This is a genomic window from Marinisporobacter balticus, assembly GCF_004345705.1.
Taxonomy (GTDB): domain Bacteria; phylum Bacillota; class Clostridia; order Peptostreptococcales; family Thermotaleaceae; genus Marinisporobacter; species Marinisporobacter balticus.
This window is the reverse complement of record NZ_SLWV01000012.1, coordinates 14,286-32,163: the sequence shown is the minus strand read 5'-3', so window position 1 is coordinate 32,163 and position 17,878 is coordinate 14,286. Positions and strand designations below refer to the sequence as shown.

The 17,878-nt window shown below is 32.3% G+C and carries 15 protein-coding genes; all 15 read left to right on the top strand.

Annotated elements, in window-relative coordinates; all coding sequences use genetic code 11:
- Positions 1-116: 116 nt before the first annotated feature.
- The 15 genes from EV214_RS09865 (at position 117) to EV214_RS09795 (ending at position 17,874) form a co-directional block, all read left to right on the top strand.
- Positions 117-2,039: a PrkA family serine protein kinase gene (locus EV214_RS09865; protein WP_330571291.1), complete on the top strand. Its 1,923-nt coding sequence runs from the start codon at positions 117-119 to the stop codon at positions 2,037-2,039.
- Between the two features lie 35 nt (positions 2,040-2,074).
- Complete coding sequence (gene yhbH, locus EV214_RS09860; RefSeq protein WP_132245265.1) at positions 2,075-3,247, top strand: sporulation protein YhbH; 1,173 nt, start codon at positions 2,075-2,077, stop codon at positions 3,245-3,247.
- Positions 3,248-3,258: 11 nt separating this feature from the next.
- Entirely contained in the window at positions 3,259-4,635 is a 1,377-nt protein-coding gene (locus EV214_RS09855) for a SpoVR family protein (RefSeq protein ID WP_132245263.1), read from the top strand.
- Between the two features lie 339 nt (positions 4,636-4,974).
- Positions 4,975-6,435 (top strand): aminotransferase class I/II-fold pyridoxal phosphate-dependent enzyme, encoded by a 1,461-nt coding sequence (locus EV214_RS09850; protein ID WP_132245261.1) that lies wholly within the window; start codon positions 4,975-4,977, stop codon positions 6,433-6,435.
- A gap of 224 nt (positions 6,436-6,659) precedes the next feature.
- A complete protein-coding gene (locus EV214_RS09845; protein WP_132245259.1) occupies positions 6,660-7,199 on the top strand; it encodes a helix-turn-helix domain-containing protein in 540 nt (179 codons plus the stop codon).
- A gap of 84 nt (positions 7,200-7,283) precedes the next feature.
- The gene (gene speE / locus EV214_RS09840; protein ID WP_132245257.1) at positions 7,284-8,138 is read left to right on the top strand and encodes a polyamine aminopropyltransferase; all 855 of its coding nucleotides are present in this window, start codon (positions 7,284-7,286) and stop codon (positions 8,136-8,138) included.
- On the top strand, positions 8,119-8,973 hold the full coding sequence (gene speB / locus EV214_RS09835; protein WP_330571290.1) for an agmatinase: 855 nt from the start codon (positions 8,119-8,121) through the stop codon (positions 8,971-8,973). Before speE ends, speB begins: the two co-directional genes overlap by 20 nt.
- Before the next feature lie 365 nt (positions 8,974-9,338).
- Positions 9,339-9,959: an acetate uptake transporter gene (locus EV214_RS09830; RefSeq protein ID WP_132245255.1), complete on the top strand. Its 621-nt coding sequence runs from the start codon at positions 9,339-9,341 to the stop codon at positions 9,957-9,959.
- A 431-nt stretch (positions 9,960-10,390) separates the two neighbouring features.
- Positions 10,391-11,377, top strand: coding sequence for a LacI family DNA-binding transcriptional regulator (locus EV214_RS09825; protein ID WP_132245253.1), 987 nt, complete (start codon positions 10,391-10,393; stop codon positions 11,375-11,377).
- A 259-nt stretch (positions 11,378-11,636) separates the two neighbouring features.
- The gene (gene kduI, locus EV214_RS09820) at positions 11,637-12,464 is read left to right on the top strand and encodes a 5-dehydro-4-deoxy-D-glucuronate isomerase (protein WP_132245251.1); all 828 of its coding nucleotides are present in this window, start codon (positions 11,637-11,639) and stop codon (positions 12,462-12,464) included.
- Between the two features lie 21 nt (positions 12,465-12,485).
- Entirely contained in the window at positions 12,486-13,271 is a 786-nt protein-coding gene (gene kduD, locus EV214_RS09815) for a 2-dehydro-3-deoxy-D-gluconate 5-dehydrogenase KduD (RefSeq protein ID WP_132245249.1), read from the top strand.
- A gap of 29 nt (positions 13,272-13,300) precedes the next feature.
- Complete coding sequence (locus EV214_RS09810) at positions 13,301-14,335, top strand: TRAP transporter substrate-binding protein (protein WP_207669667.1); 1,035 nt, start codon at positions 13,301-13,303, stop codon at positions 14,333-14,335.
- Positions 14,336-14,419: 84 nt separating this feature from the next.
- Positions 14,420-14,926, top strand: coding sequence for a TRAP transporter small permease (locus EV214_RS09805; RefSeq protein WP_132245247.1), 507 nt, complete (start codon positions 14,420-14,422; stop codon positions 14,924-14,926).
- 32 nt (positions 14,927-14,958) lie between these two features.
- Positions 14,959-16,248 (top strand): TRAP transporter large permease, encoded by a 1,290-nt coding sequence (locus EV214_RS09800; RefSeq protein WP_132245245.1) that lies wholly within the window; start codon positions 14,959-14,961, stop codon positions 16,246-16,248.
- A gap of 351 nt (positions 16,249-16,599) precedes the next feature.
- Entirely contained in the window at positions 16,600-17,874 is a 1,275-nt protein-coding gene (locus tag EV214_RS09795; protein ID WP_132245243.1) for a dihydroorotase, read from the top strand.
- Positions 17,875-17,878: the final 4 nt, after the last annotated feature.

The following is a 17,878-nucleotide window of genomic DNA, read 5'->3' as shown; positions in this document are numbered from 1 at the left end:
AAAACAGGAACATACATATTATTACAAGCGAGAATATATTTATTTGATCAGTAAAATGGTAATAATTCAAATCAAATATTATGGTGTTTTCTAGAAAAGGAGGGCTTAAAAATATTATGATGGATTTTTCTGCAATTATTAAGAAAGATAGGGAAGAACGGATAAAGCAACGTTTTGAAGGGGCATTTCTAGATTATCTCAAAATTTTGAAAGAAAATCCTTCTTTATGTATGTTAGCGCATCAAAGAATGTATGAAAGAATCATGGAAAAGGGTGTAGATACCATCAATACGGAAGAAAATCCAAGACTTAGAAGAATCTATGGAAATGAACAAATTAAAAAATATAATTTTTTTAAGGATGATTTCTTTGGCATCGATACAAGCTTGATGAAAATCGTAAGATATTTTCACACAGCAGCCATGAAAGGGGAAGAATCTAGACAGGTACTTTACTTAGTTGGACCTGTAGGTGCTGGAAAATCCTCACTGTTGGAAGCATTAAAGAAAGCTTTAGAGATAGGATCACCTGTATATACAATCAAAGGATGTCCTATGAGAGAGGAACCCCTTCATCTTGTGCCAAAACATCTGAGAGAACAGTTTGAAAAACTATTGGATGTAAAAATAGAAGGGGATTTGTGTCCAGTTTGTCGCTACAGATTAAAAAATGAATATAATGGAGAATTTGAAAAAGTTCCTGTAGAGACAATTGATTTTAGTATCAGATCTAGAAAAGGAGTAGGGGTAGTTCCACCTGTTGACCCTAATAATCAGGATACCTCTGTATTAATAGGCTCCGTAGATATTTCAAAACTAGACCTATACCCTGAAGATGATCCAAGGGTGCTATCACTAAATGGTGCATTTAATGTGGGGAATCGTGGACTTGTAGAATTTATAGAGGTATTTAAAAATGAAGTAGAGTATTTGCACACGATGATTACTGCAACCCAAGAAAAGAGCATTCCATCTCCAGGGAAAGGATCAATGATATATTTTGATGGTGTGATTTTGGCACATTCGAATGAATCAGAGTGGAACAAATTTAAATCAGATCATACAAATGAAGCCATTTTAGATAGGATTGTAAAAGTGGAAATACCTTATTGTCTTGAATTAAATGAAGAAGTAAAAATTTATGAAAAAATTATCAAAAATAGTAAGTTTACGGCCCATATTGCACCTCGTACCATTGAAGTAGCTTCTATGTTTGCTATATTAACAAGACTTGCGGCTTCAACGAAGGTTGATCCACTTACGAAACTAAAAATATATAATGGAGAAGAAATTGTAGAAAAAGGAACGACTAAAAAAGTAGATATACTAGAAATTCGAGAGGAAGCCCCTAGGGAAGGGATGACAGGAATATCTACAAGATTTATTATGAAAGCACTAGATAATGCAATGGCAGAATCAGAACATAATTGCATTCATCCCATCTCAGTTCTTGAAGTATTGGTAAAATCTGTAAAAGAAATGGCTATTGGGGATGAGGACAAGAAAAAATATTTGAATTTCCTGCAAAGTATTATTAAAAAAGAATATCACAAGATCCTTGAAAAAGAAGTAACAAAGGCATTTATACATGGATACCAGGAACAGGCAGAAGATTTATTCAATAATTACTTAGATCATTCAGAAGCCTATGTGAATAAAACAAAAATAAAGGATCGCAGTACAGGGGAAGAATTAGAACCGGACGAGGATTTCTTGCGGTCTATTGAAGAACAAATTGGTATTACTAAAAGTGCAGCGAATGGATTTAGGCAAGATGTGACTTCTTATATGTTTTATTTAATACGTAGTGGAAGCAAGCTGGAGTATAAGAGCTATGAGCCATTAAAAGAAGCGATTGAGAAGAAATTAACATCCTCTGTAAAGGAACTAAGTAGAGTGATTACTAGGAGTAAAGTTCGGGATAAGGATCAAAATAAAAAATATGATGCCATGGTAGAGGAAATGAAAAAAAATGGATATTGTGATCAATGTTGTAATGTAATTCTTAAGTATGCTGCAAATAATCTATGGAAGGATTAAAAATAAAGTATGGATAAGGGGACGGAGGTGAGTATGTGGCCATATTCCGAGAGTTTGACAGCAGAGGAAGAGACCGATCGGCAGAAGATCGAAGAAGACATAGAGAATTAGTAGAAGATTCTATTAAGAAAAATATCGGAAATATTATTGCAGAAGAAAGTATTATTGGGCAAAGTAAAAATAAAAAGATTAAAGTACCTATAAAGGGAATTAAAGAATATCAGTTTATATATGGGAAAAACAAAAAAGGAACGGGCTCAGGGACGGGAAATGAAAAAAGAGGAGATAAAATAGGCAAGGATATTATGAAGGAAGGTCAAGAAAAAGCTGGGAATTCTGAGGGTGAAGATATTTATGAAACAGAGATTACCCTTGAGGAATTAATACAGTATTTATTTGAGGATTTGAACTTGCCATTTATGAAAAGAAAGAAGTTTAGTGAGATAGAATCTGAAAAAAACTTTAAACGATTAGGATATCAAAGAAAAGGCATTCCTCCAAGGCTTGCGAAAAAGAGATCTGTAGTTGAGAGAATCAAGCGGAAAAAAGCATATGAAAGAGGGCAAAACCAAAATATTGACAATAATGAAGAAGAGAAAAGATTCCCTTTTAAAGAAGATGATTTAAGATATTACCGTGTACGACAAGACGTAAGACGAGAGAGTAATGCAGTCATTGTTTGCATTATGGATACTTCTGGATCTATGACTCTTACAAAAAAATATTTGGCACGAAGCTTTTATTTTCTTTTGTATCAGTTTGTAAAACTAAAGTATGTACATGTGGAGATTGTATTTGTAGCGCATACTACCGTAGGGAAGGAAGTAAGTGAGGATGAATTTTTCCATAAGGGAGAGTCAGGAGGAACCTATATTAGTAGCGGTTATGAAAAAGCTTTAGAAATTATTGAAAAAAGATATAATCCTGAAGTTTGGAATGTCTATGCATTCCATTGTAGTGATGGGGATAATTGGACGGAAGATAACAAAAATGCGGTAGCATCTGCAAAGAAATTGTGTGAAATCTGTAATCTTTTTGGGTATGGAGAGATTGTTCCAGGATACTATACGCGAATGAGTACCATTAAAGCCCAGTTTAATTTAAATGTGAAATACCCAAACTTTTCGATTGTCACAATGTCAAGAAAGGAGGATATTGTTCCTGCTCTCAGAAGATTATTGGACAAAGAAAAAGGGCTTGAGGAATAATAATTTTGACTATGAGAAAGTATACGCTTAAAGAGCTAGAAGCATGGAATGAAAGAATAGAAAAGATTGTAAAGGACGAAAACCTAGATTGTTATCCACAAGAGTTTGAAATATGCTGTTATGAAGATATGATTTGTTATGAAGCTTATGTAGGGATGCCTTCTCATTATGCACATTGGAGTTATGGGAAGGCATATGAAAGAAAAAAGACGCTCTATAAGTATAATGTAGAAGGACTTCCTTATGAAATGGTGATTAATTCAAATCCTTGTATCGGATATTTAATGCGGGATAATACTTTGCTTTTGCAAATTCTTACCATGGCTCATGTATATGGACACAATGATTTTTTTAAAAATAATCGTTTGTTTTGTGATGGAACGAGAGCAGATTACACTAATGAGCGGTTTAAAAATCATGCCGATCGTATTCGAAGCTATATACAAGATCCTAGCATTGGATATGAGCGGGTAGAAAGAATACTGGATGCTGCCCATGCACTAAAATTTCAGACTTCGAGAGTGATAGGGATTAAAAAAATTTCTGAAGAGGAAAAAAAGAAAAGAATGCTTAAAAAGTATTATGATGAAATAAAGCATACAAGTATTCTTGAAGAAAAAAAAGATATTCCTTTTCCAGATTTAGAAAAGATTCCCCTAGAGCCTATTGAAGATCTTATGGGATTTATGATCGAATATGGAAAACTTGAGGAATGGGAGCGGGATATATTAAGTATTGTAAAAGAAGAGACAGCGTATTTTATTCCTCAGATTGAAACGAAGATTATGAATGAGGGCTGGGCAAGTTACTGGCATTATAAAATTTTAAATCAATTAAAATTGCCTCAAAATCTTCATATAGAATTTTTGAATCGTCACAATCAGGTAATTAGACCTTTCTTGGGGAATGTGAATCCCTATTATGTAGGATTTAAGATTTTCGAAAAAATTGAAGAAAAATATGGTAGAGAAAAGATATTTGAAGTTCGTAAAATGGAAAGAGATCAGTCTTTTATTCGAAGATATCTTACGGAAGAATTGTGCAGGGAAATGAATCTTTTTCAGTACCATAGTAGAGCGAAAGAGGTTGAAATAGAGGAAATATCAGATGAAGAAGGATACAAAGCAATAAGAAATACTTTGGCAAGTAATACGGGCATGGGATCAATTCCTTGTATCAAAGTAGTAGAAGCATCTCCTAAAGACCGTTCGCTTTTATTGGTTCATGAATTTGATGGGAGAGAATTAGAGTTAGCATATGCTTATGAAACCTTAAGATATGCTGCAACACTTTGGGGTGGAAAAGTAGAGCTAAGAACGATTGTTGATAATACGAAAAAACGTATTTTATGTGATGAAAATAAAAATATATTTTTAAAAAATGAGTAAGGGAGCAAGGGAGCAAGGAAAAATTCCTTGCTTTTTTTCTTGGAAAGAATTTATACGATAGAGGGTAACATTTTAAAAATTTGGCATAATAGATAAAAAAGTATTTGTAAAAAATTAATCTATTGACAATAGAAAATCAATATTATAACATAACTTATACTGTATTTTTATTAACATAAAAGTATAAAGTTTTTAGAATGTATACAACTAGCATAGTAAATATTTTTCAAAAAATTTGAGCAACGAAAAAATTAAAAGATTTTCTTTGAAATTTCGTTGGTAAAATCAGTAGCTGCCATAGCGACATGGGAATTTTTTAAGAAAAGAAGGTGACCGAAAATGTTACGTAATCAAAACAATACGCCATTATTTGATGCTTTAAAAGCGTATCATGAAAAAAATGTTATTCCCTTTGATGTGCCAGGACATAAGCACGGAAAAGGAATACCAGAGTTTGCCCAATTTGTAGGAGAAAAGGTGCTAGAGATAGATGTGAATTCTATGAAGCCACTTGATAATATTAGTAATCCTATTAGTGTGATCAAAGAAGCTGAGGAATTAATGGCAGATGCTTATTGTTCAGATCATGCATTTTTTAGTGTAAATGGAACTACATCGGCAGTTCAGGCTATGATTATGAGTGTATGTCAGCCAGGAGATAAAATTATTCTACCTAGAAATGCACATAAATCAGCGACCAATGCACTCATATTAAGTGGTGCTTTACCTGTATATATACAACCTGAAACCAATGAAAAACTTGGTATTGCTATGGGCATATCCTTAGAGAGTGTAGAGATGGCTATAGCTAAAAATTCAGATGCAAAAGCAGTATTTATTATCAATCCTACCTATTATGGAGCTACATCCGACGTGAAACAGATTGTGAAACTTGCACATAAACATGGTATGGCAGTTTTAGTAGATGAGGCACATGGTGCACACTTTCCATTTCACGAAGAACTTCCTATGGGGGCAATGGAATTAGGAGCGGATATGGCTGCTGTAAGCTTACACAAAACAGGGGGTTCTCTATCACAGAGTTCTGCCTTATTATTAAATGAAGGATTAATTGATAAAAATACGGTAAAAACAATATTAAATTTAACACAAACTACAAGTGCCTCCTATCTTTTAATGGCAAGTCTAGATGTGGCAAGAAAGATGCTTGTAAAACAAGGAGAAGATGTATTTTATAGAATATTAAAGATTACAAGGGAAGCTAGAGATGAAATCAATCGTATTGAAGGGCTCTATGCTTTTGGAAAAGAGTTAGTAGGTCAACCTGGTGTTTTTAATTTTGATGAAACAAAATTGTCTATAAATGTAACTGGGATTGGTATCACAGGATTTGAAGCTTATGATCTGTTGAGGGATGAATATAATATTCAAGTTGAACTTGGAGATGCTTTAAATATCTTAGCGATTGTTAGTGTAGGGGATGATGAAAAATCATTGAATGCGTTAATTGAAGCTTTGAGGGATTTAAGTCAAAAATATAGAAGCAATGAAAGTGTTCAAATACAATATGCAAAAATTGTATTAGAAAACCCACAAGTCATTGTTTCACCACGAAATGCTTTTTATGCTAGGAAGAAATTTGTAAAACTAGAAGCGTCCGAAGGAGAAATCAGTGGAGAATCTATTATGGCGTATCCACCAGGCATCCCTATTGTAACACCGGGGGAACGAATAAATAGAGAAATGATTCATTATATAAAGTTTTTGAAAAGTCAGCATAGTATGCTTACGGATACACAAGATCCTTATGTAGAAAATATTAAGGTTCTAGGAATTTGATGAAATTATTTATAAGAGATAGTATTTTGGGGATACTATCTCTTATAGTTTTTATAAAAACGATAGATTGTAAGAAATTCATATCAGAACTATTGACATAATCAAAATATATAGTATATTTAATATTGATAAACTTTAATAGAAGTAAACAGAAAGTTTACTAATAGTAAATATATAACATAAGGAGTTTAAATAAAGAAGAAGCATTAGATTGGAGCACAAAGATGGATATTGGGAGTAAAATTAAAAGCCTTAGACTTTTAAATCGTTTGACCCAAGAAGAATTGGCCATAAGAGCAGATCTTACAAAGGGGTTTATTTCTCAAATAGAGAGAAATTTAACATCTCCTTCTATAGCTACTTTAATGGATATTCTTGAAGCATTAGGAACAGATATAAGGAAATTTTTTAGTGAATCAGAAGAAACGAAGGTTGTATATAGAGAAGATGAAATTTTTTCTAGTGAGAATGATAAATTAGGCAATAAAATTGATTGGTTAATTTCAAATGCACAAAAAAATAGTATGGAACCCATACGCATTACATTAGAAATTGGTGGAACCAGCAATATTGAAAACCCTCATGAAGGAGAAGAATTTGGATATGTTCTATCTGGTAGTGTATATGTATGCTTAGGAGAAACAAAATATAGAGTAAACAAAGGCGAGAGCTTTTATTTTAAATCGCATCAAGAACATTATCTAGAGAATAGTTTTAAAAGAAAAGCGCTTGTATTATGGGTATCTAGTCCACCTTCATTTTGATTTTTATGCACATTCTTCAGAAAATGAAGGGGTAAGATTTAAATAAATATATAATGAGTACTTAAGAAAAGAGGAGGAATAAATATGGAACTATGGTATACAGAAGAGCAAACAGAGCATGTTAGACTTTCGATGAAAGTAAAAAAACATCTTTATTCTAAAAAAAGTCCATTTCAACAAATAGATGTTTTGGATACTTATGAATTTGGAAAGTTGCTTACAATAGATGGACTTGTGATGGTAACAGAAAAAGATGAATTTATTTATCATGATATGATTACGCATGTGCCTATGGCTACAAACCCAAATATCAAGAAAGTTTTGGTGATTGGTGCTGGAGATGGTGGAACGGTTAGAGAACTTACAAGATATAAAACGATAGAAAAAATTGACATGGTAGAAATTGATGAAGTGGTTGTTGCGGCTTCAAGAGAGCATTTTGATATTACGGCATGTAGATTAGATGATCCACGCGTAAACTTATATTTTGAAGATGGTATTAAGTTTGTAGAAGGAAAAGAAAGTGTATATGATTTGATTATTGTAGATTCAACAGATCCTATAGGACCTGGAGAAGGGCTTTTTACAACAGAATTCTATAAAAATTGTTATAAAACATTAACAGAAGAAGGCATATTGGTAAATCAAAATGAAAGTCCTTACTATGAAGAGGATGCACAGGAAATGATTCGAGCAAGTAGAAAAATAAAAGATATTTTCCCTATCGCAGAGGTTTATCAAGCACATATACCGACTTATCCTTCAGGACACTGGTTATTTGGATTTGCATCTAAAAAGTTACATCCAGTAAAAGATTTGGATGAAAAAAAATGGAATGATTTGGGACTCAAGACAAAATACTATAACACACAACTGCATGTAGGGTCTTTTGCTCTTCCGAACTATGTTAAGGAGATGATTGAAACTGGAACGATCTAAAAATATCTTGACTTTCTTAGGATTTGATAATGAATATAAAGATGCAAATATTGTTGTATTTGGTAGCCCCTTCGATGGAACCACTTCATTTCGACCAGGGACCAGATTTGCACCAAACATCATGAGAAATGAATCTTTTGGATTAGAAACCTATAGTCCCTATTTAGATAAGGATTTAGAAGATATCGCAGTGTTTGATGCGGGAGATTTGGATTTTCCTTTTGGAAACACGAAAAAAGTGTTGGAAATGATCAATACTTTTACACAAAATATTGTAAAAGATAACAAAATACCAGTAATGATTGGTGGAGAACACCTAGTTACATTACCTGCTGTAGAAGCAGTACATAAAAAACATAAAAATTTACATCTTTTACACTTTGATGCACATACAGACCTTAGAGAAGATTATATGGGAGAAAAATTATCTCATGCAACGGTTGTAAAGAGAATATGGGATTTTCTTGGAGATGGTAAAGTTTATCAGTTCGGCATAAGATCTGGACAAAAGGAAGAATTTGAATGGGCAAAGAAACATACAAAGTTAACAAAGTTCTCTTGTGCAGGACTTAAAGAAGCCATCAAAGAAATTGGGGATGCACCTGTATATGTAACCATAGATTTAGATATTTTAGATCCTTCTATTTTTTCAGGAACAGGTACGATTGAACCAGGAGGCATATCTTTTCATGAGATGATGCAAGTGATAAAAGAAATAAAAAATTTGAATATTGTAGGCGCTGATGTTGTAGAATTATCTCCTCATTATGATGCAAGTGGTGTTTCGACTGCGGTTGCTTGTAAGATTCTAAGAGAATTAGTGCTCGCAATCTAAGATGAGAAAATATAGTTGTATAATAATAATGCATATAGGAAAACGTATAAGTGATAAAATCGCTTATACGTTTTTGCTAGAACACAAATTCAATGATTTAGTAATATTATTGGGAATGATTCTATTAAAAAGGTGACTCGATGAAATACCTTAGGAGAAGGTGAACAAAATTATAAAGCATATTTACGACAAAATATTTAAGTTCCCGACACTTTATGATATAATATACAAGATATGATTTCCGTGTGATGAGCAGATAGAAAAAACGATTTCCTAAAACACTGAAATTGATACGTATTGTATTGCAAATTTCTAAATGATTAACATGCTTTAGAGAACGATTAATTTTTAAAAGGAGAGTGTATATGAACAAGAACGAAGTGCAAAATGTAAAGATTACAAATGCTGATCCTTCAGCCCTTGGACTATTCGGTCTAGCTATGGTCACACTTGTAGCATCATCACAAAAATTTGGTATTACAGAAGGGGTAGCGTTTATCATTCCATGGGCTATATTTTTAGGAGCTTTTGCCCAACTGTTTGCTTGTATCAATGATTCAAAACGCAATAATGTTTTTGGGACTACAGCTTTTGGCGCATTTGCATTTTTTTGGTTGGGTGTTGCTATGACATGGTTGATCCAATTAGGTGTGTTTGGTGAAAAACTAGTAGCAAATACAGATGTAAAACAATTGGGATTTGCTTTTGTAGGATACTTGATTTTTAGTATATTTATGACCATAGGAGCAATGGAAACACACAAGGTATTATTTATTATTTTTGTTTTAATTGATGGTCTATTTATAGGATTGTCTCTTAGTACGTTTGGCATTATGCCAGAAGTAGCACATGAATTGGCTGCAGTTTCAGAGTTACTTGTATCATTATTTGCATTTTATGGTTCTGCTGCTGCTGTTTTAAATCCTCATTTTGGAAGAGTCGTGCTACCAGTTGGGAAACCATTCGGTATATTTAAAAAACAATAAGAGTATATATAGATTGCATTAAATCGTTTACGTTAGATAAGAGAATACCTTAGTGAAAGAATACTATTTACTTGAAAATAAGCAATGTAATATTTTAATTGAAATGGATATAGTTCAAAATCTAAATATCAAAGAAGAATTATACTAAGGCGTATAAGTTGTTTTGCAACTTATACGGTTTTTACTTTAAAGAATAATCAAAAAAGAAGTTTGGAAATATTGCTTGTGATCTCGATTATTTTCTGCGTTGTTTAATTGCTTACATATTATCAAAATGTTTTTTTCTTATCTATAATGGACATTGTTATATTTTTAAAAAATACTTATAAACAGAAGAAAATTGTGCTATTATATAAAATGAGATGTTAGTTTCAAAAAAGTAAGATAAGTAATTTGTTTATGGAAAAATAAAGGCAGGTGAAAGTGAATATATGGCAACGGTAGAAGATGTCGTAGAAAAGTCGGGGATTTCTAGAAGTACTGTATTTCGATTTTTAAACGGAAATAAAGTAAGAGAAAGTAGTAAAAAGCTTATTATTCAGGCAATGGAAGAATTAAATTATAAAGTAGATGAAATTAATAAACATAGAAATTTTATTATAGAAATTAGCATTTCTCAGAATTATGATGAATTTCAAGGGTTTTCTCAAGTCGTCCAAGGCGTAATGGAAAGTGCTGAAAAATCGGATGTGTTGGTTCAATTAGCCAGACGAGTAGGAAAGCAGATTGATGAAGATTATGCTAAGTGGGATTATAATCAGACAAAAGGCGTGATTGTTGTTGGAAAGAATAAAGAAGATGAGTTGAAAGAAGGAAGAATTCTAGCTGAAAAAGGAATTCCTCACATATTTATTAATAGAGAACTAACAGGTAAAGAAATTAATTTTGTGAGTGTAGATTTAGAAAAAGGTGCTTACGATATTGTTAATTACTTAATTCGAAAAGGACATAGAAAAATTTTAGCTATAGGAAATCCTGATGAATTCTTAGTAGATGAGAATAAGCTGAGTGGATATAAAAAAGCTTTGCGTGATAATGGTATTCCATTGGATGAAAAATTCTTTTACAAAGTTCCTGGTAAAATAGAATGGGAAAATACCGTTAAAAAAGTATTAACCTCTAATGATATACCAGATGCATACTTTGGGCTTTGCGATTCGGATTCTGTTAAATTTATTAGTATTGCCCGTTCGCTAGGATATGAAGTGCCAAGAAATATATCGGTTGTAGGTATGGATAACATAGATATATCTAAATATTCATTTCCTACAGTAACGACAGTAGGGGTCCCATTTAAACAAATGGGAATGGTGTCTGTAGAACAAATGATTCATCTTTTTAATCAAGATTATAGTAATGTAAAAATTGTGTTAGATTATGAACTGATTGAAAGAGATTCTGTAGAAAATATCGAATAATATAAAAACCACATACTTATTGTGGTTTTTATATTATTTTTTTTACGTTACAATACTACATGAATAATACTAAAGTGTCAAATTTAAGAGTGCGATGCAAAAAAGGAGGAAGAAATGTTTCGAAAAATCGTTTTCAAAAATTTGATTTTGAGTAAAGAAGGAAATTTCATTGACATTAAAATGAAATAATAGTATCATTATATTGAATAGACTATGATAAACAAATTCAAATAAAAAATAAAATGGAGGAGAATAAAAAATGGAAATAAGATATGGAGTTAGTCCAAGTGATGCAAAAGCTTATGATACAGAAGTATTGAGAAAAAATTTTTTGATTGACGATCTATTTGTACCAGGAAAATTAAAAATGGTATATAGTCATATTGATCGTATTATAGCTGGAAGTGCATCGCCTGTAGAAGCATTACGCTTAGAAGGTGGAAAAGAACTTGGTGCTGAATATTTTCTTGAAAGAAGAGAACTTGGGATTATTAACATTGGCGCAAAGGGATATGTTACAGTAGATGGAAAGAAAGTGGAATTAAATCCAAGAGATGGTTTATACATAGGAAAAGGCGTAAAAGAAGTAGTGTTTGAAAGTGAAGATCCTGCAAATCCTGCAAAACTTTATTTGAATAGTGCACCAGCACACAAAGCATACCCTATGGTAAAAATCGATATAAAAAAAGCAAATCCTAATCAATTAGGAAGTTTAGAACAATCAAATAAAAGAACAATCTATCAATATATTCATCCATCAGTATGTGAAACTTGTCAGTTACTTATGGGAATGACTGTACTTGAACCAAACAATGTTTGGAATACAATGCCGTGCCATACTCATGATAGAAGAATGGAAGTATATCTATATTTTGATATGAAAGAAGATGCTCGCGTATTTCATATGATGGGCGAAGCAAAAGAAACAAGACATATTATTATGAAAAATGAACAAGCAGTAATTTCTCCGAGCTGGTCAATCCATAGTGGGGTTGGAACTGAAAACTATACATTTATTTGGGGAATGGTTGGAGAAAATCAAGTATTTACAGACATGGATCATATACAAAATTCTGAATTAAGATAATAATTTTAGGAGTGATATTGTATGACTAAAGGATTAGATGATTTTTCATTAGATTTATTTTCATTAAAAGGAAAAGTAGCTATGGTTACAGGTGGAGATAAAGGACTTGGGCAAGCGTATACAATCGCATTAGCTAAAGCAGGTGCAGATATTTTTGTATGTACCCATAGTGATAGAAATTGGGAAGAAATCAGAGAACTAGTTGAAAAAGAAGGTAGAAAAATAGCATTTACTAAAGCAGAACTATCAGAAAAAGAAGAGGCAAAAAAGGCTGTAGGAGAATGTATTAAAGCATACGGTAAAATCGACATTTTAGTAAATAATGCAGGTACAATTCGTAGAGCACCATTACTTGAGTATGATGACAAAGATTGGGAAGATGTAATAAATATTAATCTGAATGCAGTGTATTATCTAAGTCAAGTAGCAGCAAAAAAAATGGTAGAACAAGGAAGTGGTAAGATTATTAATATCGCGTCTATGTTATCCTTTCAAGGAGGTAAATTTGTACCCCCTTATACAGCGAGTAAGCATGGCGTAGCTGGTATTACAAAGGCTTTTGCTAATGAACTAGCAGATAAAAATATTCAAACGAATGCAATTGCGCCAGGATATATAAAAACTGAAAATACAGCACCGATTCGTGCAGATGAAAAAAGAAATCAAGAAATATTATCTAGAATTCCAGCAGGAAAATGGGGCGAGATAAATGATTTAATGGGAACAATTGTGTTCTTAGCTAGCCGAGCATCAGATTATGTTAATGGACATATTTTAGCTGTTGATGGTGGTTGGTTAGTAAGATAAAAAATTTTAAAGAATATGGGGGGAACAAAATGTCAAAGAAAATATTAAGTTTGTTATTGGCAGTACTATTAATCTCAGGTATATTTGCTGGTTGTGCTAGTAAAGAAGAAATTCCTGAAACTGCAAATGAAACTACTGAGAAAAGTGCACAACCCATTGTAATGAAAGTAGGACATACTCATTCTGCTGGTACGCCAAGATATCAATCTTTTGAAAAGTTTAAAGAAATGGTAGAAGAAAGATCAAATGGAGCAATCAAAGTCGAAATTTATCCATCAGGACAGTTAGGTAATGAACAAGAAATGATAGAACAAGCGAAGCTCGGAACTATTCAAGGGGTAAGAGCTGGAAGATTTGATGATGTAGCAACTGAACTTTTGGTATATACAATGCCTTTTTTATTTGATGATGTAGAAAGCTTTCAAAAGGTTACTCGTGGAGAAATAGGAAAGAAAATTGCAAAAGCTGCTGAAAAAAATAACATTATAATCCTTTCAACAGGAGATGCTGGAGGATTTAGAAATATTACAAATAATGTAAGACCCATTAAATCCCCTGAAGATTTAAAAGGGTTAAAAATCAGAACACCTGGTGTTGAAAGCATAATTAAAACGATGGAAACATTTGGAGCAAATCCAGTATCCATTCCTTATGTGGAAACATATATGTCATTAAAAACTGGTGTTGCTGATGGTCAAGAAAACCCTTGTGTAAATATTGAATCGATGAAATTTGATGAAGTTCAAAAATATATGTCAGTGATTGAATATCAAGTTCATCCAGACCCATTTTATGTAAATTTAGAGTGGTTTAATAGCTTAAGTAAAGAAAATCAAGATCTAGTACAAAAAGCTGCTGAGGATATGACAAGTATTAGTGATGAAATGACAACAAAAGCAAATGTAGAAGCACTTGAAAAAATAAAAGCCAATTTAGAAGTAAATGTACTAACAGATGAAGAAAAAGAAAAGTTTAAAGAATTAGCAAAACCAGTATATGATTATTTTGTTAATGAAAAAGGTTATTTTACGCAAGAATTAATTGATGAAATTAAGGCTCAATAAAGAAATATATTAAATACATGGAGATGCACTATATCTCCATGTATGTTAAATGGTGTTTTATTATGTACATAAGAGGGTGACAATTTGGATAAATTTGATGCTTGTTTAACAAAAATTATTTCATGGAGTTGTATATTTTTGATGGGCCTATTAACTATATTTGTGATTACATCAGTATTTTTAAGATATGTATGCTCAATTTCTTTTGTTTGGGCAGAAGAATTAATTACGTTTTTATTTTTAGCGACGACTTATTTTGGACTGGTTATTGGGGTAAGAGACAATGAACATATTTGTATAGCGTTCTTGTCAGAAAAATTAAATGGAAAAGGCAAAACAGTATTAGGTATTTTAATCGGAATTGTTATAATATTTGTTCAAATTATTATAGTGAAAGAATCTATACATTGGATTGATCAAGTCGGGAATGTTTTATCACCAGGACTTAGGATACCCAATAAATACATTTATTATATGATGCCAACGAGTTGTATTTTAGTGGTTGTTTATGAAATCATAAAAATCAAAAACTTGATTGTAAATAGTAAAGAAATACAGAAAATATTCATGGAAATCGGACGAAGCAACTAATGTAGGAAATATTATGTTGGAGGTTTTGATATATGGAAGCAATCTATTTGTTTATGCTGTTTATTCTTTTTACTGGAGTAGGGGTTCCGATCTGCTATTCGTTAGGAATTTCAAGTATATTATATTTGGTCTTCACAAATCCTAGTTTTTTGATGATGCTTCCTCAACGGATTTGGGCAGGTACAAATATCTATGTTATGATAGCCCTTCCTTTATTTATTTTAGCAGGTGAATTAATGAATAGAGGTGGAATAACACAAAGAATTATTAATTTTAGTCTGTATGCAGTAAAGCCCATCAAAGGTGGTTTAGGAGAGGTTAACATTTTTGCAAGTATGATTTTTGGAGGAATATCTGGATCATCTGTTGCTGATACTTCTGCGATTGGATCTGTTTTAATTCCACAAATGATAAAAAAAGGATACAGTAAAGGATTTGCAACAGGTGTTACTGTAGCATCCTCTACTATGGGAATGATTATTCCACCAAGTGTTCCGATGCTTACCTATTCAATGATTTCAGGAGCATCTGTAGGGGGATTGTTTTTAGCTGGATTAATTCCTGGTGCTTTAATTGGTATATCGCAAATTATTATATCTATGTATATTTCAAAAAAAAGAAGCTATTTATTAGATATAGAGGAAGAAGTAAAAGGGAAAAAATTATTTCATGTGGCTAAAGAGGGCGTATTGGCACTTATTATGCCAGTGTTAATTGTTGTAAGCATATCTTTTGGAATTGCAACTGCAAGTGAATCTGCAGGCATTGCGGTATTTTATGCATTTATTGTTGGATTTTTTGTTTATAAAGAAATTAAATTAGCTGATTTACCTCAAATATTAAGAAAAACAACGCTTTCTTCAAGCTCAGTTATGATTGTTATTGGTTTTTCAATGATATTTAGCTGGGTTTTAGCAATGATTAAATTTCCTTATATGGTGGCAGGATTTTTTACAGGACTAGATGTAAACGTTTTCTGGATATTATTATTATTGGATCTATTTATCTTGTTTATTGGAATGTTTGTAGATGTTACGCCTGCTTTGTTATTAGTAACACCAATATTGTTGCCTGTGATGCAAGCTTTAGGGGTAAATCCGTTGCAATTTGGGTCAATACTGATCGTTGGATTGGCAATTGGATTGGTAACACCACCTTTAGGGATGTGCCTAAATGCATGTACGAAAATATGTGATATTTCTATTATAGATATTTTTAAAAATGCCCTTCCTTTTTTGATATGCAATATAGTAATATTATTATTAGTTACTTTTGTGCCAGAAATTTCATTATGGCTACCTAGATTGGCAGGATTAATGTAAGTATTTTGGTGTGATAGTAGTATATCTATTTGGTTTTATTTTATATTTTTGACAAATGAGTGGAAATTCTTGATTATATATTGACATGTTGGTGGGAGCTATGTTAATCTATGGTAGAAAATAGAATATGGGTACCTTTAACTCGGTCCAGAGAGGCTGAAAAGGATAGTTGATGAACATATAAAATGCTCATATTTGTATGCATTGATATTTTATGTATATAAACCTTTGGCCTCTGGCAGAAGGTTTTTTTATTGTTACTAAGATTAATCTATCAATAAAATAGTATAGGGGATTTTATGGAAATAATAAATAAAAGGGGTAAAATAATAGTAGCGGAAAGGAGTTATTATGAAGACTTTACTTAAAGGAGGATGGGTGGTTGACCCATCTCAGAATATGAATGAAGTTTTAGATATACTGATTAAGGATGGAAAAATTGAAAAAATAGAAAAGGATATCGCAAATGAAAATCACAAAGTGATGGATGCACGTGGGAAATATATTCTACCGGGCCTTATAGATATGCATGTACATTTTCGTGAGCCAGGGTTTGAAAAGAAAGAGACTATTGAAACGGGCGCTTTAGCTGCAGTAGCTGGAGGATTTAGTAGTGTTGTGTGTATGCCGAATACCAATCCTGTAATTGACAATATAGAGACGATAGATTTTATTAGAAAAAAGGCTGATCGTGCTGCTTGTAATGTGTATATGATGGGAAGTATCACGAAAAATTTAGATGGCATAGAGATGAGTCCTTATGAAAAAATGCTAGAAATGGGTATTTTAGGAATTACAGACGATGGTAAGACTGTAATGAATGCAAAAGTTATGTATGAAGCAATGGAGAAAGCAAAAGAACTTGATTTACTCATAAGTACCCATTGTGAAGATGCAAATCTTGTGTATGATCGTTCAATTCATAGAGGGGAAATATCTAAGCAATTAAATTTAGAAGGAATTCCTCCGTTAGCAGAAGAAGTGATTATACTTAGGGATATTTTTTTAGCAGAAAAAACAGGAGCTAAGATTCATATTCAGCATATCTCTACAAAAAGAGGGGTAGAACTTGTAAGAGAAGCAAAAGAAAAAGGGATAAGGGTATCTTGTGAAGCAACACCCCATCATTTTACTTTAACAGATGAAGAAATTTTGAGGCAGGGAAGCAATGCAAAGATGAGTCCGCCGTTAAGAAGCCGTGAGGATGTAGAGGCTGTTATACAAGGTTTAATAGATGGAACTATTGATGTTATTGCAACAGATCATGCACCCCATACAAAAGAAGATAAAGATAAAAATATAGTAGAAGCTGCCAATGGGATTGTTGGACTTGAAGCAGCCCTAGGAATTTCTTTAACAGAATTAGTACATAAAGGGAATCTATCACTAGAAGATTTAGTAAAAAAACTTAGTGTAACGCCTGCACAATTATTAAATATTCAAAAGGGAACATTGAAAACGGGAACTGATGCGGATATTACAGTGGTTGATTTGGAAAAGGAATGGGTTGTTGATAAAAATCAGTTTTACTCTAAAGGATGTAATACACCTTTTGATGGATTGAAATTAAAGGGCAAGGCAGTTATGACAATGGTTTGTGGAGAAGTTAAATATATAGAAAGCTAAAAAG